Below are 23042 nucleotides of genomic sequence, written 5' to 3' on the forward strand. Positions count from 1 at the left end.
GGCCTTGATGTGCGTTTGCGTCTGATTGCTGTGGGGTCGCGCATGCCCAAGTGGGTGGAAGAAGGTTGGCACGAGTACGCCAAGCGGATGCCCTCCGAGCTTGCGCTTGAACTGGTGGAAATCCCGCTCAATACCCGGGGCAAGAACGCCGATGTTGCGCGCTTCATCCGTCAGGAAGGCGAGGCGATGCTGGCGAAAGTGCAGCCGGGCGAGCGGATTGTCACGCTTGAAGTGCATGGCAAACCGTGGAGCACCGAACAGCTGGCGGTCGAACTCGATCGCTGGCGCCTCGATGCGCGTACGGTCAACCTGATGGTCGGCGGCCCCGAGGGGCTGGCGCCTGAAGTCTGTGCCCGCAGTGAACAACGCTGGTCCCTGTCGCCGCTGACCCTGCCGCATCCACTGGTGCGCATTCTGATCGGCGAACAGATGTATCGCGCCTGGACAGTCCTGTCCGGGCACCCTTATCACAAGTAGCATCGTCTTTACTGTGAATACGGCCTAAATGTCTCAACCGATCCGCCTCAAAGACCACGAAAAGGACGCACGCCTGGTGCGCGGCAGGGTCGTGTTCGGTGCCGTGGCGGTGGTGTTGCTGGTGTGCGTGCTGATTGCCCGGTTGTATTACCTGCAGGTCATCCAGTACGAGTATCACTCCACGCTTTCGGAAAACAACCGCGTTCACGTTCAGCCGATTCCGCCCAGCCGTGGGCTGATCTACGATCGTAATGGCGTGGTGGTTGCGGACAACCGGCCCAGTTTCAGTCTCAGCATGACCCGTGAGCGTGCCGGCGAGTGGTCCAGTGTGCTCGACACCATTGTCGAGATCCTGCAGCTCACCCCGGATGATCGCATCATCTTCGAAAAGCGTATGAAGCAGGGGCGTCGGCCGTTCGAGCCGGTGCCTATCCTGTTCGAGCTGAGCGAAGAGCAGATCGCCCTGATTGCGGTCAACCAGTTCCGCCTGCCAGGTGTCGAAGTGGTTGCGCAACTGGTCAGGCACTACCCGCAAGGGCCGCATTTTGCTCACTCGGTCGGTTACATGGGGCGGATCAACGAAAAAGAGCTCAAGAGCCTCGATCCGATCAATTACAGCGGCACGCACCATATCGGCAAGACCGGTATCGAGCGATTTTACGAACCCGATCTGCATGGTCAGGTCGGCTACGAAGAGGTCGAGACCAACGCCCGTGGCCGCGTGCTGCGCGTGCTCAAGCGCACCGACCCGATCCCTGGAAAGGACATCGTTCTTAGCCTGGACATCAACCTTCAGGAAGCTGCCGAGGCCGCATTGGGTGGGCGTCGTGGCGCGGTAGTCGCGCTGGACCCTGCCACCGGAGAAGTGCTGGCGATGGTCAGTGCGCCGAGCTTCGATCCGAACCTGTTTGTCACCGGCATCAGCTTCAAGGCCTACGCCGAGCTACGCGATTCAATAGACCGGCCGCTGTTCAACCGCATTCTGCGCGGCCTTTACCCGCCCGGTTCGACCATCAAGCCTGCCGTGGCGATTGCCGGGCTGGACGCCGGTGCAGTAACGCCCGGCTCAAGAGTGTTCGACCCTGGCTATTACCAACTGCCCAATTACGATCACAAGTACCGTAACTGGAACCGCACCGGTGATGGCTGGGTGGATCTGGATACCGCGATCATGCGTTCCAATGACACGTACTTCTACGATCTGGCGCACAAACTGGGCATCGATCGGCTTTCCACCTACATGAACAAGTTCGGTATCGGGCAGAAAGTGTCGCTGGATATGTTCGAGGAGTCCCCCGGTCTGATGCCGTCCCGTGAATGGAAGCGTGCGACCCGTCGCCAGGCCTGGTTCCCTGGCGAAACCCTGATTCTCGGCATTGGGCAGGGCTACATGCAGGCAACGCCGTTGCAACTGGCCCAGGCGACCGCACTGGTGGCCAACAAAGGTGTGTGGAACCGTCCGCATCTGGCCAGAACCATCGAAGGCAAGGCACCTGTGGATGAAAACCCGATGCCGAATATCGTGCTGCGCGACCCGGCCAACTGGGGGCGAGTCAACCACGGCATGCAGGAAGTGATGCATGGCGCGCGTGGTACGGCGCGCAAGGCTGCCATCGGTGCGCAATACCGGATCGCCGGCAAAAGCGGTACGGCTCAGGTAGTCGCCATCAAGCAGGGCGAGAAATACGACCGTACCAAGGTTCAGGAGCGTCATCGTGACCATGCCCTGTTTGTCGGTTTTGCACCGGCCGACAATCCAAAAATCGTTGTTGCAGTGATGGTCGAGAACGGCGAGTCCGGTTCCGGCGTTGCTGCACCCGTTGTGCGGCAGGTGATGGACGCCTGGCTGCTCGACGAAAACGGCCATCTCAAGCCTGAGTATGCCGGTTCCCTGAATCTGGAGGCTGCGGCCCGTGAAGAGTAATTTCGACCGCATCCTGTCCAGCGAAGACGTGATGCGTCGCCGTGCCACTTTTTTGCAGCGCATTCATATCGATGGCCCGTTGTTGATCCTGTTGCTGACCCTGGCGGCTGGCAGCCTGTTCGTCCTGTATTCGGCCAGCGGCAAGAACTGGGACCTGCTCATCAAGCAGGCCAGTTCGTTTGGTATCGGTCTGGTGGCAATGGTGGTGATTGCCCAGCTGGAGCCGCGTTTCATGGCGCGCTGGGTGCCTGTGCTGTATGTGCTCGGCGTCATGCTGCTGGTAGTCGTGGATGTCATGGGCCACAACGCCATGGGCGCGACACGCTGGATCAATATCCCCGGTGTGATCCGCTTCCAGCCTTCGGAGTTTCTCAAGATCATCATGCCGGCAACCATCGCCTGGTATCTGTCCAAACGCACGCTGCCACCGCATCTCAAACATGTGGCGGTCAGTCTCGCCTTGATTGGTGTGCCGTTCATTCTGATCGTGCGCCAGCCTGATCTGGGCACCTCGCTGCTGATTCTGGCGTCCGGGGCCTTCGTGCTGTTCATGGCCGGCCTGCGCTGGCGCTGGATTATCAGTGTGCTGGCGGCCGCTGTGCCTGCTGCAGTGGCCATGTGGTTCTTCTTCATGCACGACTACCAGAAGCAGCGCGTACTGACGTTTCTGGACCCGGAAAGCGATCCGCTGGGGACCGGCTGGAACATCATTCAATCAAAGGCTGCCATCGGTTCGGGCGGTGTATTCGGCAAAGGCTGGCTGCTGGGCACTCAGTCGCACCTGGACTTTTTGCCGGAAAGCCACACCGACTTCATCATCGCGGTACTGGGTGAAGAGTTCGGTCTGGTGGGCATCTGTGCGCTGCTGATCATCTATATGCTGCTGATCGGTCGTGGGCTTGTGATCACGGCACAGGCGCAGACATTATTCGGCAAGCTGCTGGCCGGAGCGTTGACCATGACGTTTTTTGTTTACGTTTTCGTCAACATCGGTATGGTCAGTGGCCTGCTGCCAGTGGTGGGGGTGCCATTGCCCTTCATTAGCTACGGCGGAACTTCGCTGGTGACCCTACTGTCAGCGTTTGGGGTTTTGATGTCGATCCATACACACCGTAAATGGATTGCTCAAGTTTGATTAAGGTGAACTATTCAATGCAAGCAATGCGTAACTGGGCTCGATATGCTCCGGTGGTCGGTCTGGTAGGCATCCTTGGATCGGTGCAAGAGGCGCTGGCCGGCGACTATGAGGGTTCTCCCCAGGTAGCGGAATTCGTCGGTGAGCTGACCCGCGATCACGGTTTTGCCGGTGAGCAGTTGATGAGCCTGTTTCGTGAGGTCGAGCGCAAGCAGGCGATTCTCGATGCCATTTCCCGCCCGGCCGAACGCGTCAAGCAGTGGAAAGAGTATCGGCCGATGTTCATCACCGATACGCGCATCGCCCGCGGCGTCGATTTCTGGCGTCAGCACGAGGCCGCATTGGCCCGCGCCGAGCAGGAATATGGCGTACCGGCGCAGATCATCGTTTCGATCATTGGCGTGGAAACCTTTTTCGGCCGCAATACCGGCAATTACCGGGTGATCGATGCATTGTCGACGCTCGGTTTCGATTACCCTCCACGCGCACAGTTCTTCCGCAAGGAATTGCGTGAGTTTCTGCTGCTGGCTCGCGAACAACAGGTTGACCCCTTGACTCTCAAAGGCTCGTACGCCGGAGCAATGGGCCTGCCGCAGTTCATGCCGAGCAGTTTCCGCGCCTATGCAGTGGATTTCGACGGCGACGGCCATATCAACATCTGGACCGACCCGGACGATGCCATCGGCAGCGTTGCCAGTTATTTCAAGCGTCATGGCTGGGTAGCCGGTCAGCCGGTAGTCAGCCGCGCGACCGCACGTGGCGACCGGGTTGACGAAGGGTTGAGCCCTGCGCTTGATCCGGTAATGTCGGTCGGGGAGTTGCGACAGCTGGGCTGGGCGAGTCATGATGCGCTGCGCGACGATATGCCGGTAACGGCGTTCCGTCTTGAAGGCGACAATGGTCCTGAATACTGGCTGGGTTTGAACAATTTTTATGCTATCACCCGTTATAACCGCAGTGTGATGTACGCCATGGCCGTGTATCAGCTGTCTGAATCGTTGGTTCAAGCTCGAGGCGTCAAGTAATGCGGGCATTGCCGATTCTGCAAACATTCAAGCTTCTGGCGCTGACCGGCCTGGCAGTGCTGGTTGCCAGTTGCTCGTCGCCGTCACGCACAACCTCGTCGCAGTCGCCAAAAGGCGGTGCCGCTGTGCGCTCGATGCCGGGGCTGGACATCAACCGTGCCCACAAGGACGGCGCGCCGTGGTGGGACGTGGATGTCTCGCGCATCCCCGATGCAACGCCGACCCTGCATACCGGTGCCTACAAGGCGAACCCGTATACGGTGCTGGGCAAGACCTATTTCCCGATGAGCGATTCAAAGCGTTACGTCGCTTCGGGCACCGCTTCCTGGTATGGCACCAAGTTTCATGGCCAGAACACCGCCAACGGCGAGGTGTATGACCTGTATGGCATGAGCGCCGCGCACAAGACCCTGCCGCTGCCCAGCTATGTCAAAGTGACCAACCTGGACAACAACCGCACGGTGATTCTGCGCGTCAACGATCGCGGGCCATTCTATTCGGACCGCATTATCGACTTGTCCTACGCCGCCGCCAAAAAGCTGGGCTATGCCGAAACCGGCACCGCCCGGGTCAAGGTCGAAGGTATCGACCCGCAGGAATGGTGGGCGCAACGTGGCCGTCCGGCACCGCTGATGCTCAATCAGCCGCAAGTGATGGCTCAGGCCACGCCGCCCGCGCTGTCGACATCGACCGGAACCGTCGAGCAATACACGCCGCCACCGCAGCAACACGCCGCACCTGTCGTGCCGTTGCAGGTTGACGCAAAAAAAAACGCTTCAGGACAAGCCGCTGGGCTGTTTCTCCAGGTGGGAGCCTTCGCCAACCCGGACGCTGCGGAGCTCCTGAGGTCGAAACTGAGCGGGATGGTTCGAGCGCCGGTGTTCGTCAGCTCGATAGCTCGCAATCAGCAAACGCTCTATCGGGTCCGGATGGGACCGATCGACACGCCGGGTGAAGCCCAGCAACTGCAAAACAGCGTCAGGTCGGCCAATCTGGGTCAGCCAAGCGTAGTGACATCGGATCAATAAGTTTTTCGACAATCGTTTTCCGGCAACAATGGAGGACGATATGCAGTCGCAGGCAGCGCAGCTTTGCCATCAGGGCCAGCGTTGCAGGTAACTGCCCACAAGGTCGTGTGTCGAACAGGCGACTTTGTCAGCCAGGGTTACAGCCTGGCGCCACGAGCCGTACCGAGGCGTTTTCGCCTCGCCGGTCTGTTCAGTTTTGCCCGCAAGGGCATGTTTGCCCATTAGGATTCTCGAGAGACGGATGAACATCACCACCTTTGCAAAACGTTTGTGCCTGCTTGTTCCACTGATTATCACCCCGACCGTCTGGGCGGCAGAGCAGATGACGCCTGCTGCGCCGCAACTGGCAGCCAAGTCCTACGTACTGATGGATGCCACCAGCGGCAACGTTCTGGTCGAGAACAACGGTGACCAGCGTCTGGCACCTGCCAGTCTGACCAAGCTGATGACCGCCTACATCGCGACCCTGGAAATTCGTCGCGGCCAGATCGGCGAGAACGATCCGGTGACCATCAGTGAAAATGCCTGGCGCACAGGCGGTTCGCGGATGTTCATCAAGGTGGGCAGCCAGGTGACGGTCAGCGACCTGCTGCACGGCATCATTATTCAATCGGGTAACGACGCCAGCGTCGCGATCTCCGAGCACATTGCCGGCAGCGAAGATGCATTTGCCGACATGATGAACAAGACCGCCGGCGATCTGGGCATGACCAACAGCCACTTCATGAACCCGACCGGTCTGCCGAACCCCGAGCACTACTCGTCGGCTCACGACATGGCGATCCTGGCGCGTGCAATCATTCACGAAGACCCGGCTCACTATGCGATCTACTCGCAGAAAGAGTTCTTCTGGAACGGCATCAAGCAGCCTAACCGCAACCTGCTGCTGTGGCGCGACAAGACCGTTGACGGTCTGAAGACCGGCCACACCGACGAGGCCGGCTACTGCATGGTGTCTTCGGCTGTACGTGACGGCATGCGTCTGATCGCAGTAGTGTTCGGCACCAACAGCGAGCAGGCCCGCGCGGCTGAAACCCAGAAGCTGCTGACCTATGGCTTCCGTTTCTTCGAAACCCAGAACTTCTATCAGAAGGGCACCGAGCTGGCTCAGGCAACCGTCTGGAAAGGCACTGAGCGTCAGGTCAAGGCCGGTCTGGCTGAAGATCTGAGCATGACAATGCCAAAAGGCGACATGAAGAAGCTGTCCGCCAGCATGACCATGAACCCGCAACTGGTTGCGCCAATCGCCAAGGGCGACGTGATCGGTAAGGTCGAGGTCAAGAAAGACGATCAGGTGGTTCATACCGCTAACCTGATTGCGCTTGATGCAGTTGAGGAAGGTGGCATTTTCCGCCGCGTGTGGGATAGCATCCGCCTGTTCTTCTACGGCTTGTTCAACTGACCCTCCAGTAACTACTGCCGACCTTCTCGCGGCCTGCTCATGATCTGAGCGGGCCGCGTGTCCGTCGTCACGGCTTGTGAGACCTTTACTGCCATGACTGATACCGACATCAAGTCGCACAAAATCGAATTCCCCTGCGATGACTATCCGATCAAGGTGATCGGTGACACCAGCGTGGGCTTTACTGCTGCTGTTATGGAAGTCCTGCACAAGTACGCTCAGGTCGACCTCAAGACACTCGCCGAGCGTCAGAGCAGCAACGGCAAATACACCACCGTCCAGTTGCACATCGTCGCTACAGGCGAAGATCAATTGCGCGATATCAATAGTGCCCTTCGCGCTACGGGTTTCGTGCACATGGTGCTCTGATGACGGTTGCGCTGGGTTTTCGTGATCTGGGCCTGATCGATTACGAAACCGCCTGGCACGCTATGCAGCGCTTTACCGATGGGCGTGGCCGCGAGGCTGCCGATGAGGTCTGGCTGGTCCAGCACCCCCCGGTTTTCACCCAGGGACAGTCCGGCAAGGCCGAACATTTGCTGCTGCCGGGCAATATTCCTGTCGTACAGGTCGATCGTGGCGGCCAAGTGACTTATCATGGCCCGGGCCAACTGGTGGCTTACCTGATGCTGGACGTCAGGCGCCTTGGTTTCGGTGTTCGCGATCTGGTAACACGGATCGAGAATACCCTTATCGCCTTGCTCGCCGACTACGGCGTCAAGGCAGCCGCCAAGGCCGATGCACCGGGTGTATACGTCGACGGCGCGAAAATCGCGTCGCTCGGTCTGCGCATTCGCAACGGCTGCTCGTTTCATGGTCTGGCGTTGAACGTCGACATGGACCTGGAGCCGTTCCGCCGCATCAACCCTTGCGGATACGCCGGGTTGGCCATGACCCAACTGAGCGATCAGGCAGGGCAGATAGAATTTTCCGAGGTAAGTGCCCGACTGCGTGCGCAGCTCGTCAAACACCTCGACTACGCTGAGCAGGCGACCCTTACGGGCGGAATAAACCATTATGACTGACACCGTGCAAACCCTGATCCCGACGCTGGATGTTTCCGAGCGAGTGGCCCGTCCGAAAGTCGAAGCGGGCGTTAAGCTTCGCGGAGCGGAAAAGGTTGCGCGCATCCCGGTCAAGATCATTCCAACGGTAGATCTGCCGAAGAAACCCGACTGGATTCGTGTGCGCATCCCGGTTTCTCCGGAAGTCGACCGTATCAAGCAATTGCTGCGCAAGCACAAGCTGCACAGTGTCTGTGAAGAGGCGTCCTGCCCGAACCTGGGCGAATGCTTCTCCGGTGGCACCGCAACGTTCATGATCATGGGCGACATCTGCACCCGTCGCTGCCCATTCTGCGACGTGGGCCATGGTCGTCCGAAGCCGCTCGACGTCAACGAACCGAAGAGCCTCGCCATCGCAATTGCCGACCTGCGTCTGAAGTACGTAGTGATCACCTCGGTGGACCGTGACGACTTGCGTGACGGTGGTGCTCAGCACTTTGCCGACTGCATCCGCGAAATCCGCCTGCTGTCGCCGGGCGTACAGCTCGAAACGCTGGTGCCGGATTACCGTGGCCGCATGGACGTTGCGCTGGAAATCACCGCCGCCGAGCCACCGGATGTGTTCAACCACAATCTGGAAACCGTGCCGCGTCTGTACAAGGCTGCGCGTCCGGGTTCGGACTACCAGTGGTCGTTGACCCTGCTGCAGCGCTTCAAACAGATGGTCCCGCATGTACCGACCAAATCAGGGCTGATGCTGGGCCTGGGCGAGACCGACGAAGAGGTTATCGAAGTCATGCAGCGCATGCGCGAGCACGACATCGACATGCTGACGCTGGGTCAGTACCTGCAGCCATCGCGCAACCACCTGCCGGTGCAGCGCTTTGTCCACCCTGACACCTTTGCCTGGTTTGCCGAGGAAGGTTACAAGATGGGCTTCAAGAACGTCGCATCCGGGCCGCTGGTACGCTCTTCGTATCATGCCGACGAGCAAGCCAAGATCGCCAAGGCAATGCTCTGACAGCACGCCGCAAAAACAAGAAGGGCCAGGTAGCGATACCTGGCCCTTTTTGTTTGCGGTTGATTATCGTGCCAACGCTCCGCGTGGGCATGCCGTTCTGGACGCTCTGCGTCCTTCCGATTATTGCCCCACAGGCTTGCGCAGGGCCTCCAGCAATTCATGCGTCGGGTAACCATCTGCCGGCCAGCCGAATGACTGCTGCGCGCTACGAATGGCCTTGCGCGTATTGGCACCGATAATGCCGTCTGGTGCGCCTGCGTCATATTGACGTGCCGAGAGCAGGGTTTGCAGTTCAATGCGTTCAGAGCGGCTCAGCGGAGTGTCCCCGCGTGGCCATGCACCTACTACGTACCCGGCCCCTTTGAACCGGTCAGAAAGCAGGCTGATCGCCAGTGCGTACGAGGTGGAGTTGTTGTACTTGAGAATGGCTCGGAAGTTATCCAGCACCAGAAAGGCTGGCCCGCGATAACCGGCTGGCAACAACAAGGCGGCTTGCTGCTGGCTGGCGGCGACTGGAATCGCCGAGCCGTCCGGCTGTTTCAGGCCCAGTTGTTGCCATTCAGCGAGGCTCTTGCGAGTGGTCGAATCTGCCAGCGAGTAATCAAACCCGGAGCCGAGTACCACTTCAAAGCCCCAGGGCTGACCGCGTTGCCAGCCAGAGCTTTGCAGGTAATGCGCAGTGGAGGCCAGGGCATCGGCGGGAGTGTTCCAGATGTCACGGCGGCCATCGCCGTCAAAGTCGACGGCATGAGTGTTATAGGTGGTCGGGATGAACTGGGTCTGGCCCATCGCACCGGCCCACGAACCCAGCATCTTGTCCGGTGTGATGTCGCCATGCTGGATGATTTCCAGCGCGGCCAGCAACTGGCTCTGTGCAAAACCGGGACGGCGACCTTCATAGGCCAGCGTAGCCAGCGAGCGGATGACGGATTGCGTGCCTTGGAACGACCCGAAATTACTTTCCATGCCCCATACCGCGACCAGCGCCTGACGATCCACACCATACTGCTGCTCGATCTTCTGCAGGTCGTCAGCGTACTGCGAAAGCAGCGCCTGCCCCTTGCGCACGCGTGCGGCGGAGATGGCACCGTCCAGGTATTCCCAGATCGGACGGGTGAACTCAGGCTGGCTGCGGTCGGCCTTGACCACGCTCATGTCGGGAGTGACACCGGCTAATGCCTGATCGAATATATCCGCCCGGATACCTGCCTTTAACGCCTGAACACGAAAACCGGCCTGCCATTCGCTGAAGCTGACGGCGGGTTGAATCGTGAGGCTGTCATCAACGACCAGCGCAGGCGTAGGAGCTACGGCAGGAGCGTTTGTCTGTGCTTTGCTGGATTGAAGAGGCGTGGCATCGGCTGCAGTGGGTTTTTCTGCGCAGGCTACCAAGGCAACAAGGCTGGAGGCAGCGATGAGTTGGCGCAGCTGCGGGCGATGGGTAAAACGAGAAGGCATGCTTGAGTCCAAGGGTATTACCGTTAGGTGCAGACCATAACACGGCTAAGCGGTTGAAAGCGCCCCGGAGATGTTGCTCGATATCAGGCCGCCATAAAGCAGGAAGCCTCCCAGCTTTTAGACTGGAAGGCTTCGCGGCGGTAGCTGCCTTTGCCCTTGGCGGGTTGTTCCTGACGACTGCGGAACAATGGCTGGGCGATGATGGATTTGGCCTTGTTCGGCCGCTTTGGCTTGCTCATGGCGGGGTGCTCCTGATGGGTGTTGTAAAGCGATGCAAATAATCGGGCAGAACGGCGCTTGTGTCTAATAGTCGTGTGCTATGACGCGGGAGGCGGACTTGAATGCAATACCTGTGGGAGCGAGCTTGCTCGCGAAGGCAATCGTCCGAACGCTCGAGTTTCAGGGGCTGCACTGACCTCTTCGCGAGCAAGCTCGCTCCCACGAGATATGTGTATGGTGCTGAAAAGCGCGCTTGGCCGCTGTGTAATAACGAGGGTGTGAAATGCAGGCCGATCAGGGCATATCGAATTGATGAAGCAACGCCATCATGGTGATCACCAGAATTGCGAGCCCTGTTGCTACCGTCCAGTTTGCTTCTGCGGTGTTTGAAAACCACGACCCTCTGGATGGATATCTACCGCGTGACAACAGTCGCACGATGGGCCAGCCAACGGGATAGCAGATCGCACGAAGGATTACTTCGAGTAACTCTTGAACAAGCTCGGACATGACAGCTCACTCCGCAGGCAGTGCCAGCCGTTGCCCTGCCATCAATAGCGCCAGTCGGCTGAGGCTGCTCCACGGCGAGCCTGGCGCCTGCCCCTTGATCTGTGCGTCGATGCGCTGTGCGTCCATCAGCAACTGGCTCCAGCGTTTTGCCGAATGGCGTTGCAGGGCTTTGCTCATCAATGGCTTGCGCTTGTCCCAGATCGGTGGGCGGGCCGAGCTGAACACTTTGTCGAGTGGCATGCCCTGACTGAACTGCTGGGACATGTTGGCCAGCGCGCGCAGCTCGCGGGTCAGGGCCCAGAGGATCACGGGGGTTTCGACCCCTTCGCCGCGCAGCCCTTCCAGCATGCGCAAGGCATGGGCAGCTTCGCCGTTGAGCACTGCATCGGTCAGACCAAATACGTCGAAGCGCGCACTGTCGGCCACGGCCGCCTGCACAGTCTCGACGGTTATCTGGCCTTCTTCGGCCATCAGCTTGAGCTTTTCGATTTCCTGCGCGGCCGCCAGCAGGTTGCCTTCGACCCGGGCCGCGATCAGTTCGACGGCATCCTGAGTCGCTGCCAGGCCCGCCTGCAACAGGCGCTGGCGAATCCATTGCGGCAGCTGGCCGACGTCCACCGGCCAGATTTGCACGAACTGGGTTTGCGCACCCTCAACCAGAGCCTTGCCCCATTTGGTTTTCTGCGCACTGCCATCGAGCTTGGGCAGGCTGATCAGCAGCAGGGTGTCTTCGGCAGGTCTGGCGCAATATTCCATGAGCGCCGCAGCGCCTTTGTCACCGGGTTTGCCTGAGGGCAAGCGCAGTTCCAGAAGACGGCGCTCGGCGAACAGCGACATGCTGGCGCCGGCCTGGAGCAGCGTACCCCAGTCGAAGCTGGCGTCAGCGCTGAATACCTGCCGTTCATCGAAACCTTGCTGGCGCGCAGCAGCACGCACGGCATCAGCAGCTTCCTGGCAGAGCAGCGGATCGTCACCGCTGATCACGTAGACGGGCGCAAGTGTGCCTTGCAAGTGCTTGCCGAGTTGGGCGGGGGCGAGTTTCATGAGTCAGAGCATGCCGGGGCCAGCTGACTGGCCCCGGACACTTACCTGGCCGGTACTTCGACAGGCGATTGCTGAGGCGTCTCGTCGCGGATCCGCTGGGCGGCTTCCTGTGCGTCGGCTTCAGCCTTGGCAACTGCGTCGGCCTTGGCCTGCAGTTCTTCAAGGCGTGTCGGCGTCATTTGCTGCAAGCGCGCCATCAGTTTCTGGATCAGGTCGTTGCGCATTTCCTGACGAACCTGAGAGGCTTCCTGATCGGAACCGGTCAGATTGTTGCCATCGTGAACGTAGGAGCGGTCTGCGGTGACCTTGTCGCCGAGCAGGAAACGATCTCTGTCGCCATGCACTTCATAGGTCAGGGTGGTGGTCAGCTGGTATTCAGCCGAACGACCCGAACCCGAATAGCTGATGGCGCGCTGGGTTTCTGCTTCGTTGGTCAGCATGAGCTTGTAAGGCGCGCCGGTGTAGACCTTGACTCCGGAACTGGTCAGCAGGCGAGTGAGTTGAGTCACGGTTTCGCCATAAGCGTTACGCGCGCTGACATCCAGCTCCTTGATGGCCAGCTCGGTGGTGCCGGTGCCGCGCAGCTGGAAGCCACAGGCACTCAACAGAACAGCCAGGCCCATCACCAGCAAATTGCGTTTGATCATCTTGATGCTCCCCTTGAATCCGTTTGGGCCGACACTGCGTACCCTGGAAATATGTTCGGCGCCCGGCGTCTGCCGGGCGCCCGATCCAATCAGCTTGCGACGATGTTGACCAGCTTGCCAGGCACGACGATCACCTTGCGAATGGTCAGGCCATCAGTGAAGCGCAATACGTTCTCGTTGATACGTGCGGCCGCTTCGACTTCTTCGCGGCTGGCGCTGGCGGGCATTTCGATATGGCCGCGCAGCTTGCCGTTGACCTGAATCACCAGCTGCAGGCTGTCCTGAACCAGCGCATTTGCATCGAATGCAGGCCAGCCAGCGTCGATGACCGGCTCATTGTGGCCCAGTTGCGTCCACAGCTCGTGGCTGATGTGCGGCGTGATCGGTGCCAGCAGCAGGGTGACCGTCTCCAGACCCTCCTGCAGCAGCGCGCGATCCTGCGGGGTGACCTGCGGGGCTTTTTCCAGCACGTTCATCAGCGTCATCACTTGCGCGACAGCGGTGTTGAATTTCTGGTTCTGGCCAATATCCTGGCTCGCCTGTTTGATCGCTTGATGAATCGCGCGGCGGATGACTTTCTGCTCATCGGACAATGCCGCAACGTCCAGGCCGGTCGACGGGCCTTGAGCGACATGCGCCTGAGCCAGACGCCACACGCGGCGCAGGAAGCGATGCGAGCCTTCGACGCCCGAGTCGGACCACTCCAGGCTCATGTCGGGCGGGGAGGCGAACATCATGAACAGACGGCAGGTATCAGCACCGTACTGATCGATCATGGTTTGCGGGTCGATACCGTTTTTCTTCGACTTCGACATCTTTTCAGTGCCGCCGATTTCCACCGGCAGGCCATCGCTGGTCAGCTTCGCGCTGATAACCTTGGCCTTGGCGTCTCTTTCCAGGGTCACGTCGGCCGGGTTGATCCAGGTCTTCTTGCCGCTGGTTTCCATGCGGAAGTAGGTTTCGGCGTTGACCATGCCCTGGGTCAGCAGGTTCTTGAACGGCTCGTTCGAGGTCACCAGGCCTTCGTCACGCATCAACTTGTGGAAGAAGCGCGCATAGAGCAGGTGCAAAATGGCGTGTTCGATGCCGCCGATGTACTGGTCCACCGGCAACCAGTGGTTGGCAGCATTCGGCTCGACCAGACCACCCTCGTAATGCGGCGACGCATAGCGAGCGTAGTACCACGAGGACTCGACGAAGGTGTCCATGGTGTCGGTTTCACGCTTGGCCGGTGCGCCGCATTTCGGGCAGCTGCATTCGTAGAACTCGGGCATGCGCGCCAGTGGCGAGCCAGCACCGTCGGGCACTACGTCTTCGGGCAGGACAACCGGCAACTGGTCTTCAGGAACCGGGACGTCGCCACAGGTATCGCAATGCACGATAGGGATCGGGCAGCCCCAATAACGCTGGCGGCTGATGCCCCAGTCACGCAGGCGGAACTGGGTGCGCGACTGGCCGAGGGATTTTTTCACCAGTGCCGCTTCGATGGCATCGAATGCGGACTGGAAATTCAGGCCGGTGAATTCGCCGGAATTGATCAGCTCGCCATGCTCGCCGTAGGCCGGCTGCCATGGGGCAGGCGTCTGGTCGCCAGCACTGGTGCGTACTACGGGCTTGATCGGCAGACCGTACTGGGTGGCAAACTCGAAATCACGCTCATCGTGTGCCGGCACGGCCATGACTGCGCCATCGCCATAATGCATCAACACGTAATTGGCGACCCACACCGGCAGTTTTTCGCCTGTCAGCGGGTGCTCGACGAACAGCGAAGTCGGCTGGCCTTTCTTTTCCTGAGTGGCAACGTCGGCTTCGGCAACACTGCCGCCTTTGCACTCATCGATGAACGCTTGCAGCCCAGGGTTGCCTTGCGCGGCCAGGGTCGCCAGCGGGTGTTCGGCGGCGACGGCGACGTAGGTCGCGCCCATCAGGGTGTCAGGGCGAGTGGTGAAGACTTTCAGTGCACCGGCTTCGCCGATCGAGGTCTGATCGTACGGAAATTGCACTTCCATGCCGCGCGACCTGCCGATCCAGTTGCGCTGCATGGTCTTGACCTGTTCAGGCCAGCCCGGCAGCTCGTCGAGGCTTTCCAGCAGCTCGTCGGCGTAGGCGGTGATCTTGAAGTAGTACATCGGGATTTCGCGCTTTTCGATCAGCGCGCCGGAACGCCAGCCGCGGCCATCGATGACCTGCTCGTTGGCCAGTACGGTCTGGTCGATCGGGTCCCAGTTGACGGTGCCGTTCTTGCGGTAGATCACGCCTTTTTCGAACAGGCGAGTGAACAGCCATTGTTCCCAGCGGTAGTAATCAGGCTTGCAGGTGGTAACTTCGCGTGACCAGTCAACCGCCAGACCCAGGCTCTTGAGCTGGTTCTTCATGTAGGCGATGTTTTCGTAGGTCCACTTGGCCGGCGCGACGTTGTTGTCGATGGCGGCGTTTTCGGCCGGCATGCCGAACGCGTCCCAGCCTAGCGGCTGCAGGACGTTCTTGCCCAGCATGCGCTGGTAACGGGAGATCACGTCACCAATGGTGTAGTTGCGCACATGACCCATGTGCAGCTTGCCGCTCGGGTAAGGAAACATCGACAGGCAATAGAAAGTGTCCTTGCCTGGCTGTTCACTGACTTCAAAAGACTTTTGCTCATCCCAGAATGTCTGGGCAGCGGCTTCGATTTCGCGGGGCTGATAGAGTTCGTGCATGGCTACTTTTTACTAAAGATTAGTGACCCTTGACCTCTTCATTGCTTCGCCGAGTCAGGTCGGCACCGCGTGGCGGACAATTGCAACTGTCTGTGCGGTGCGTTCGGGCTCAAGAGCACGGAAGTGGAATTACAGGAAGCGCAGTAGCATACATGAGGGCTGTCTATCGAGGGAAACCCTGATTGCGCCTCGCAGCGCTCAAAGCCCGGCTGACAGCCCCATCTGCCCGTTGGTCGCAGTTCCATGCCGGTTTGCACAGCAGCGCTAAGCTCAATTTCGAGGGTGATGATTATCTTCGATGAGGTGAGCGGATGACCGAGTTGCAGCATGTAGTAAGCCTGTCCGAACTGTATGAGCGTCTGATCGACCGCCTCGGGCTTGCGCTCGAGACGGCGAGTACCTCGGTCCGGCTCCGAAACGAGTCGCCAGCCGAGCTTGAACTCAAGGGCTTGAGCAGTGCCGAACTCCAGCTGATCGAAGCCTATCTGGAAAAAGGTTTGGGGGCCGCAGACGTCTCTGTCAGGGATCGCCTGATCTTCCAGCCAGAGCTCGGCAGGCCGTCCAGAGCATCAGCCACTATCATTTGGCTGAAAGACAGGCGACGAGGCAAATCTTCGGCGCGGTTGGGCCGTCATAGTTAGGCATTTGAATTATCTTCTCTACGCGCAGGTTAGGACCTGCCTACTTCAGGCGTTGTCGCCTGGCTTCAAACATTCTAGGCTGCGGACATCCTTGGAGATGTCTCGATGCCTTTGCGCTACCTGCTCAAAACCCTCCTTTTGCCGCCCGGTGTCCTGTTTGTTCTGCTCATTCTTGGCTGGTGGTTGCGTCGTTCCCGTCCGCGCCTGGCAACGGCATTTTTTGCCGTCGGTCTCGGCGGGTTATGGCTGATGAGCCTGCCGGTGGCGGTGGAATTCGCTGCCCGAAAAATTGAGCAGGTCCCGCCCTTGCCGCAGCAGCAATGGGCGACACTGGCGCAGCAGGCGGACGCCATCGTGGTACTGGGCAATGGCCGTGAGCGCAATTCTCCGACGTGGGGCACAGATACACCGACTGGTCTGGGGCTGGAGCGATTGCGTCTGGCGGCGCGGTTGTCGAAAACGTCCGGACTGCCAATACTGACCACCGGCGGCTTGCACTTTGAGCAGCCGCCCAGCGAGGCGTCGATCATGGCGCAGTCGCTGCACGATGATTTTGGTGTGACGGCACGCTGGCAGGAAGGGCTGAGCCGAACAACATGGGAAAACGCGACAATGACCGCTGCGGTTCTTCAACCGCTAGGCGTCAAGCGCGTGGTGCTGGTCACACAAGCCTGGCATATGCAACGAGCGCGCTGGAGTTTCGAGAAGGCTGGTTTTACCGTGGTGAGTGCGCCGGTCGGCTTTCTTGGTGTCGACAACGCTCGCCCCTTTGGAGGCTGGCTGCCTGAAAGTCGTGTGTTCACGCAAAGCGGCGTGTTGCTTAATGAAGCGGCAGGCTTGCTGGTTTATCCGTGGATTTATCCGCCCAGCCACTGACTCTTTAGCCGGTATCGCCTGAAAGCAGGCGATACCGGCTTCGTGCACTCAGACGGTTTTGGCAATCCGTGCTGCCATCAATGCCCAGCCGAACAGCAGCAGGCAGACAATTGCCAGTGGCCATGAGCGCCAGCGCAGGTAGGGCGTGAGTTCGTGCATCGGTACCACTTCGCCGTACAACACGCCGCGTTCGAACTGCGGAATCTGTACCGTAATCCTGCCAAACGGGTCGATCAGCGCGGTCACGCCGTTGTTGGTGGCGCGGATCATCCAGCGGCCCGCTTCAAGGGCGCGCATCTGGGCCATCTGCAAGTGTTGCAGCGGACCGATCGAGGTACCGAACCAGGTGTCATTGCTGACCGTCAGCAACAAGTCGCTTTGCGCCGACAGGCCTGCGGCGAACTCTGGATAAACCACTTCGTAGCAGATGAACGGCGCGATGTGGTAACCCTTGGCCTGCAACAGCGCCTGGTCGTTCGGGCCGCGGGCGAAGTCCGACATCGGCAGGTCGAAGAAGGAAATCAACCCGCGCAACAGGTCCTGCAGCGGCACGTATTCACCGAACGGCACGAGCTTTTGCTTGTAGTAGGTGCCATCGCCTTGGCCGGTAACCGTGATGCCGTTGTAATAGCGATACTCGCCGCGCCCGGTCGGCTCACGCACTGGCACGCCGGTGATCAGCGCTGCGCCGCGGTCCGAAGCGAACTTGCCCATCATCGCCAGATAGCCTTCTGCGCTTTCCTTGAGCACCGGCACGGCGGTTTCCGGCCAGACGATCAGGTCAGCCTGCTGTGAACGGAAGGTCATGTCCCGGTACAGCGCGAGCTGATCATTGAGCTTTTGCGGGTCCCACTTCATGCTTTGTTCAATGTTGCCCTGCATCGCCGCGACTTTCAGCGGCGGGCCGGACGGTGATGTCCAGGCATGGTCCTTGAGTGCCAGGCCTGCGATCCAGGGTGCCAGCAACAGCACCACACCCGTCGCCAGGAACGATTTGCGTGCCCGCAAGCGGTGCAGGTTGCACAACAGTGCGGCAGTCAGGCCCAGCGAGAACGAGATTAGCCATACACCACCGAGCGGGGCGAGCCCGGCAAGTGGTCCGTCAAGCTGGCTGTAACCGGAATAAAGCCACGGGAAGCCGGTAAGGAACCAGCCGCGAAATGCCTCCTGCCACAGCCATAGTGCTGCAAACGCCAGTGCATCGGCCAGCGGCGCTTCGTTGCGACGTAGCCAGCGCGCCCAGACCCAGGCGGGCAGGGCGAAAAACAGGGCAATGGCAGCGATGAACAGCAGCATCAACAGCCCGGCCAGCAGTACCGAAGCACCACCGTAGGTATGGATGCTGACGTAGATCCAGCTGGTGCCCGCGCCGTACAGGCCAAAGCCGTAACACCAGCCACGAGCCAGCGCCTGGCGCGGATTCAGCTCGCGCAGCCCCAGATAGAAGAGGGCCACCGACACCAGCACCAGCGGCCAGAAGTCGAAGGGCGCCAGGGCCAGGGTCGTGAGCCCGCCAGCCGCCAGGGCCAGCAGGTTACCGGGCCAGCCGGGGCGGGTTATCCAGCGCATGTAGATTCCTTAAAACAGCATCAAGTGGTTACGGACGTGAAATGGGAGTCACGCGCAGCAAATGAATGCGACGGCTGTCAGCGCTCAGAATGCGGAAACGATACGCACCGATTTCAGTGATTTCGTTGCGCTTGGGCAGATGGCCGAAGGCATTCATCACCAGACCGCCCACGGTGTCGAACTCGTCATCGGAGAACGCACTGTCGAAGAATTCGTTGAAATTCTCGACCGGCGTGAGGGCCTTGACCAGGAAGTCACCGCTGGGCAGTGGCTTGATATAGCTGTCTTCCTCGACGTCATGCTCATCTTCGATATCGCCGACGATCTGTTCCAGCACGTCTTCGATGGTCACCAGACCTGCCACACCACCGTATTCGTCAATGACGATGGCCATGTGATTGTGGTTGGCGCGAAACTCGCGCAACAGCACGTTGAGGCGCTTGGATTCGGGCACGAACGTAGCGGGACGCAGCAGCTTCTTGACGTCGTCGCTGTCGCCGTCGGCTTTAAGGATCAGAGGCAGCAGATCCTTGGCCAGCAGCACGCCGAGTACGTCATCGTGGCTCTCGCCGATCACCGGGTAGCGCGAGTGCGCAGCATCGATGACCGCAGGCAGGAACTCACGGGGTGTCTGGGTCGCCTTGATGCTGATCATCTGCGAGCGCGGCACCATGATGTCGCGCACTTGCAGGTCAGCCACTTGAATGGCGCCCTCGACGATGGCCAGCGCTTCGCTGTCCAGCAGTTTGTTCTGGTGGGCTTCGCGCAGCAGCTCAAGCAGCTCCTGGCGGTTTTTCGGCTCATGGACAAAGGCCTGGGTCAGTTTACCCAACCATGACTTTTGCCCGTTGCTCGATCGGTCTTCGCTCATAGCCCTTACTCGTGGTCCTTGCTTGGTGTGTCTGAATGGGGGTGGTCGGCACTTTCATCTTCTGCGTAAGGATCGGGGTAGCCCAGCTCCTCAAGCAACGTTCGTTCCAGTGCTTCCATTTCTTCGGCTTCTTCATCATCGATGTGGTCGTAACCCAGCAGATGAAGGCAGCCATGAATGACCATATGTGCCCAGTGCGCGTCGACGGACTTGCCTTGTTCAGCAGCTTCGCGGTTGACCACCGGGACGCAGATGACCAGGTCGCCCAGCAACGGGATGTCCAGCATGTCGTCTGGAACATCCGCCGGGAATGAAAGCACATTTGTAGCGTAATTTTTATGTCGCCAGGTGTGATTGAGCTCGCGCCCTTCGTTTTCGTCGACGAGGCGGATGGTCAGCTCGGAATCGGCACTGCGCTGACGCAAGCCCATTTCACACCAGAGGCGGAATCGGGCTTTGTCGGGGGCGCTTGTTTCGCTTGCAATCTGCAGGTCCAGCTCAAGCATCGCGGTTCTTGTCCCGTGGGTAACTGTTGTTGCCCGACGAACCGTCGCTGAGCTGATCATCGAAACGCTCATAGGCCTCGACAATGCGCTGCACCAGCGGGTGGCGAACCACATCCTTGGGTTTGAAATGCGTGAAGCTGATGCCCGGCACGTCCTTGAGCACATCGATGACATGCGTCAGCCCCGACCGAGTGCCCTTGGGCAGGTCGACCTGGGTGATGTCGCCGGTGATCACGGCGGTAGAGCCGAAGCCGATACGGGTCAGGAACATCTTCATCTGCTCGACAGTGGTGTTCTGACTTTCGTCGAGAATGATGAAGCTGTTATTAAGGGTACGTCCGCGCATGTAAGCCAGCGGTGCCACTTCTATGACCTGCTTCTCGATCAGCTTGGCGACGTATTCGAAACCGAGCATCTCGTACAGCGCGTCATACAGCGGGCGCAGGTACGGGTCGATCTTCTGGGCCAGATCGCCGGGCAAGAAGCCCAGTTTCTCGCCCGCTTCGACCGCTGGGCGCACCAGCAGGATGCGACGAATCTGCTCGCGTTCCAGCGCATCCACCGCGCAGGCAACCGCCAGGTACGTCTTGCCGGTACCCGCAGGGCCGATGCCGAAGTTGATGTCGTTGCTGAGGACTTCCTTGACGTAACGCTGCTGGTTCAGGCCGCGCGGGCGAATCATGCCCTTTTTGGTGCGCAGCGAGACGCCGACTTCGGCGGCAGGGTGGTTGTCGAGGCCGTCCACGCCTGATTCCTGAAGGAACAGGTGGACCATGTCCGGCGTCAGCTCGGTACCCTTGGTTTCCCGGTACAGGCGGCGCAGAAGATTCTCGGCGGAGTGATTTTGTTTTGAATCGCCAATAAGCTCGAATTGATTGCCGCGATTGCGGATCTCGATGTCCAGGCGTTGCTCGATCAGGCGCAAGTGCTCGTCGAGTTGCCCGCACAGGTTGGCGAAACGATGGGCCTCGAAAGGCTCGAGGGTGAAGCGATGAGGTTCTATGGGTGCGTTCAAGGTCGTTTAATGGCCGTCCGGCGGCAATTGAGATGTATTGAAGAATACCCCTGGCGCTGGTTGTGTGAAAGCTTTGCCTTGTTAAAGGCTGCGCCAGGGATTCACCGTGCTCAATGGTAGGGACCGCGCAGAACCGAATTCATTCGGCGATTCGTTTCTGCGGCGACATTCAAGGTTTACTGTAGCAGCGAGCCACGCAGAGAGTGAGGCTGCGCATCATCAATGTGTACGTCGGCAAACTGCCCGATCAGTTTCGGATTGTTGCAGCGAAAATTCACAATCCGGTTGTTCTCGGTGCGGCCCTGCAGTTCGCCAGGGTCTTTCTTCGAATAGTCGGTTACCAGAATGCGCTGGATGCTGCCCACCATCTGCCGGCTGATCTCGAAACCCTGCTGGTTCAGGCGGTGTTGCAGCGCGGCCAGGCGCTCTTTCTTGAGCGCTTCTGGCGTGTCGTCTTTCAGATCTGCGGCAGGTGTACCCGGGCGCGGGCTGTAGACGAACGAGAACGAGAAGTCGAAACCCACGTCTTCAATCAGCTTCATGGTGTTGTCGAAATCTTTTTCGGTCTCGCCGGGGAAGCCAACGATGAAGTCGGAACTGATACTGATGCCCGGCACGGCCGCCCTGAGCTTGCGCAAGCGGGACTTGTATTCCAGCGTGGTGTGGTTGCGCTTCATGGCCGCCAGAATGCGGTCGGAACCCGACTGCACCGGCAAGTGCAGGTGTTTGACCAGCTCTGGCACCTCCGCATGGGCCTGAATCAGGCTGTCGGAAAACTCCAGCGGGTGTGAGGTGGTGTAGCGAATGCGGTCGATGCCATCGACCGCGGCGACCACGCGGATCAGGTCCGCCAGATCTGCAACCCGCCCGTCGTGGGTGGTGCCGCGATAACCGTTGACGTTCTGCCCCAGCAGGGTGACTTCACGCACGCCGTTTTCGGCGAGGTGGATGACTTCGCTCAGCACATCGTCAAACGGCCGGCTGACTTCCTCGCCACGGGTATAGGGCACCACGCAGAACGTGCAGTATTTGCTGCAGCCTTCCATCACCGATACATAAGCGCTCGGGCCATCGACGCGAGGCTCGGGCAAGTGGTCGAATTTTTCGATTTCCGGGAACGAGACGTCGACCTGCGGCAAGCGGGTGATACGCGCTGCGTCGATCATTTCCGGCAGGCGGTGCAGGGTCTGGGGGCCGAACACCACGTCCACATAGGGCGCGCGGTCACGAATGGCTGCGCCTTCCTGACTGGCTACGCAGCCACCGACAGCGATCACCATCTCGGGATTGGCCAGCTTCAATTCACGCCAGCGGCCAAGCTGGGAGTACACCCGGTCCTGAGCGCGCTCGCGAATCGAGCAGGTATTGAGCAGGATCACGTCGGCGTCTTCCGCGCGAGCGGTGACTTCCAGGGCCTGATGTTCGCCCAGCAGATCGACCATGCGCGAGCTGTCGTACTCGTTCATCTGGCAACCGTGGGTTTCGATATAAAGCTTCTTGGCCATGCGTGATCATCAACCGTATCAGTGAACCGAGCATTATAAGGATGAAGGGCTCGGGTTCCTAGCGTTGGCTGTCCGATGGACATGCTATAGTCCGTGCCCCTTTTTCATCTCCGATCGTTACCCGCCCGTTATGACCAAACGCGAAGCTCCAATCTACAAGGTGATTTTCCTCAACCAGGGACAGGTGTTCGAGATGTACGCCAAGCAGATCTATCAAAGTGATCTGTGGGGCTTTCTGGAAGTTGAAGAATTCGTTTTCGGCGAACGCACGACGGTTGTGGTGGACCCGAGCGAAGAGAAGCTCAAGGCTCAGTTCGAAGGCGTGGTGCGCAGTTTCGTGCCGATGCATTCGATTGTGCGCATCGACGAAGTCGAGCGCATGGGCGTGCCGAAGATCAGTGAAGCGCGTGGCAGCAGCAACGTAATGCCGTTTCCCATGCCGATGCCGGAAAAGTAAGTCTGAATCGCA

23 protein-coding genes are annotated in these 23042 nt (G+C 59.6%); 12 read left to right on the forward strand and 11 right to left on the reverse strand.

Translation table 11 applies throughout. The annotated features are described in order from the left end of the window. Positions 1–9: 9 nt before the first annotated feature. From rlmH to lipA, 9 genes are all read left to right on the forward strand, one after another. Complete coding sequence (rlmH, locus tag RYC18_RS00905; RefSeq protein ID WP_002555336.1) at positions 10–477, forward strand: 23S rRNA (pseudouridine(1915)-N(3))-methyltransferase RlmH; 468 nt, start codon at positions 10–12, stop codon at positions 475–477. 28 nt (positions 478–505) lie between these two features. Then, a complete protein-coding gene (mrdA, locus tag RYC18_RS00910; protein WP_005745383.1) occupies positions 506–2401 on the forward strand; it encodes a penicillin-binding protein 2 in 1896 nt (631 codons plus the stop codon). A gap of 31 nt (positions 2402–2432) precedes the next feature. After that, complete coding sequence (gene rodA, locus RYC18_RS00915) at positions 2433–3536, forward strand: rod shape-determining protein RodA (RefSeq protein ID WP_057404530.1); 1104 nt, start codon at positions 2433–2435, stop codon at positions 3534–3536. Between the two features lie 17 nt (positions 3537–3553). Beyond that, complete coding sequence (gene mltB / locus RYC18_RS00920) at positions 3554–4561, forward strand: lytic murein transglycosylase B (RefSeq protein ID WP_002555333.1); 1008 nt, start codon at positions 3554–3556, stop codon at positions 4559–4561. Beyond that, complete coding sequence (locus RYC18_RS00925) at positions 4561–5589, forward strand: septal ring lytic transglycosylase RlpA family protein (protein ID WP_002555332.1); 1029 nt, start codon at positions 4561–4563, stop codon at positions 5587–5589. Before mltB ends, RYC18_RS00925 begins: the two co-directional genes overlap by 1 nt. 241 nt (positions 5590–5830) lie before the next feature. After that, positions 5831–6991, forward strand: coding sequence for a D-alanyl-D-alanine carboxypeptidase family protein (locus RYC18_RS00930; protein ID WP_002555330.1), 1161 nt, complete (start codon positions 5831–5833; stop codon positions 6989–6991). A 93-nt stretch (positions 6992–7084) separates the two neighbouring features. Beyond that, entirely contained in the window at positions 7085–7360 is a 276-nt protein-coding gene (locus RYC18_RS00935) for a DUF493 domain-containing protein (RefSeq protein WP_002555329.1), read from the forward strand. After that, positions 7360–8016 carry a lipoyl(octanoyl) transferase LipB gene (gene lipB, locus RYC18_RS00940; RefSeq protein ID WP_002555328.1) on the forward strand — a complete coding sequence of 219 codons (657 nt, stop codon included), beginning with the start codon at positions 7360–7362 and terminating at the stop codon, positions 8014–8016. The genes RYC18_RS00935 and lipB overlap by 1 nt, the downstream gene beginning before the upstream one ends. Next, positions 8009–9016, forward strand: a complete 1008-nt coding sequence (gene lipA, locus RYC18_RS00945; protein WP_002555327.1) for a lipoyl synthase — start codon at positions 8009–8011, stop codon at positions 9014–9016. Before lipB ends, lipA begins: the two co-directional genes overlap by 8 nt. A gap of 120 nt (positions 9017–9136) precedes the next feature. Here lipA and RYC18_RS00950 read toward each other — a convergent pair whose 3' ends face one another. The 6 genes from RYC18_RS00950 to leuS all read right to left on the reverse strand — a co-directional run bounded on the left by RYC18_RS00950 (position 9137) and on the right by leuS (position 15590). After that, positions 9137–10474, reverse strand: coding sequence for a lytic murein transglycosylase (locus RYC18_RS00950; protein WP_316882050.1), 1338 nt, complete (start codon positions 10472–10474; stop codon positions 9137–9139). An 83-nt stretch (positions 10475–10557) separates the two neighbouring features. Beyond that, positions 10558–10713: an alternative ribosome rescue factor ArfA gene (arfA, locus tag RYC18_RS00955; RefSeq protein ID WP_002555325.1), complete on the reverse strand. Its 156-nt coding sequence runs from the start codon at positions 10711–10713 to the stop codon at positions 10558–10560. 274 nt (positions 10714–10987) lie between these two features. After that, positions 10988–11203 (reverse strand): hypothetical protein, encoded by a 216-nt coding sequence (locus RYC18_RS00960; protein WP_080718857.1) that lies wholly within the window; start codon positions 11201–11203, stop codon positions 10988–10990. A gap of 6 nt (positions 11204–11209) precedes the next feature. Then, on the reverse strand, positions 11210–12247 hold the full coding sequence (holA, locus tag RYC18_RS00965) for a DNA polymerase III subunit delta (RefSeq protein ID WP_016981879.1): 1038 nt from the start codon (positions 12245–12247) through the stop codon (positions 11210–11212). 41 nt (positions 12248–12288) lie between these two features. Beyond that, complete coding sequence (gene lptE / locus RYC18_RS00970) at positions 12289–12894, reverse strand: LPS assembly lipoprotein LptE (RefSeq protein WP_005745388.1); 606 nt, start codon at positions 12892–12894, stop codon at positions 12289–12291. An 89-nt stretch (positions 12895–12983) separates the two neighbouring features. Then, positions 12984–15590, reverse strand: coding sequence for a leucine--tRNA ligase (gene leuS / locus RYC18_RS00975; RefSeq protein ID WP_316882051.1), 2607 nt, complete (start codon positions 15588–15590; stop codon positions 12984–12986). Between the two features lie 311 nt (positions 15591–15901). Here leuS and RYC18_RS00980 point away from each other — a divergent pair, with 311 nt between their 5' ends. Beyond that, positions 15902–16231, forward strand: coding sequence for a hypothetical protein (locus tag RYC18_RS00980; protein ID WP_005745391.1), 330 nt, complete (start codon positions 15902–15904; stop codon positions 16229–16231). Positions 16232–16336: 105 nt separating this feature from the next. Continuing rightward, positions 16337–17107, forward strand: a complete 771-nt coding sequence (locus RYC18_RS00985; RefSeq protein ID WP_316882052.1) for a YdcF family protein — start codon at positions 16337–16339, stop codon at positions 17105–17107. 48 nt (positions 17108–17155) lie between these two features. Here RYC18_RS00985 and lnt read toward each other — a convergent pair whose 3' ends face one another. From lnt to miaB, 5 genes are all read right to left on the reverse strand, one after another. Next, positions 17156–18676 carry an apolipoprotein N-acyltransferase gene (gene lnt, locus RYC18_RS00990; RefSeq protein WP_316882053.1) on the reverse strand — a complete coding sequence of 507 codons (1521 nt, stop codon included), beginning with the start codon at positions 18674–18676 and terminating at the stop codon, positions 17156–17158. 28 nt (positions 18677–18704) lie between these two features. Further along, the gene (locus RYC18_RS00995) at positions 18705–19547 is read right to left on the reverse strand and encodes an HlyC/CorC family transporter (protein WP_002555318.1); all 843 of its coding nucleotides are present in this window, start codon (positions 19545–19547) and stop codon (positions 18705–18707) included. A gap of 5 nt (positions 19548–19552) precedes the next feature. Then, entirely contained in the window at positions 19553–20053 is a 501-nt protein-coding gene (gene ybeY, locus RYC18_RS01000) for an rRNA maturation RNase YbeY (RefSeq protein ID WP_316882054.1), read from the reverse strand. Then, on the reverse strand, positions 20046–21068 hold the full coding sequence (locus RYC18_RS01005; protein ID WP_004666280.1) for a PhoH family protein: 1023 nt from the start codon (positions 21066–21068) through the stop codon (positions 20046–20048). The genes ybeY and RYC18_RS01005 overlap by 8 nt, the downstream gene beginning before the upstream one ends. Before the next feature lie 176 nt (positions 21069–21244). Further along, positions 21245–22573 carry a tRNA (N6-isopentenyl adenosine(37)-C2)-methylthiotransferase MiaB gene (gene miaB / locus RYC18_RS01010; protein ID WP_005732197.1) on the reverse strand — a complete coding sequence of 443 codons (1329 nt, stop codon included), beginning with the start codon at positions 22571–22573 and terminating at the stop codon, positions 21245–21247. A gap of 130 nt (positions 22574–22703) precedes the next feature. Between miaB and RYC18_RS01015 the strand changes: the two genes are divergently transcribed. After that, positions 22704–23030, forward strand: coding sequence for a DUF1820 family protein (locus tag RYC18_RS01015; protein WP_002555314.1), 327 nt, complete (start codon positions 22704–22706; stop codon positions 23028–23030). The last annotated feature ends 12 nt before the right edge of the window (positions 23031–23042 follow it).

Source organism: Pseudomonas syringae group sp. 247E2, assembly GCF_032587795.1.
In the GTDB taxonomy this organism is placed as follows: domain Bacteria; phylum Pseudomonadota; class Gammaproteobacteria; order Pseudomonadales; family Pseudomonadaceae; genus Aquipseudomonas; species Aquipseudomonas amygdali.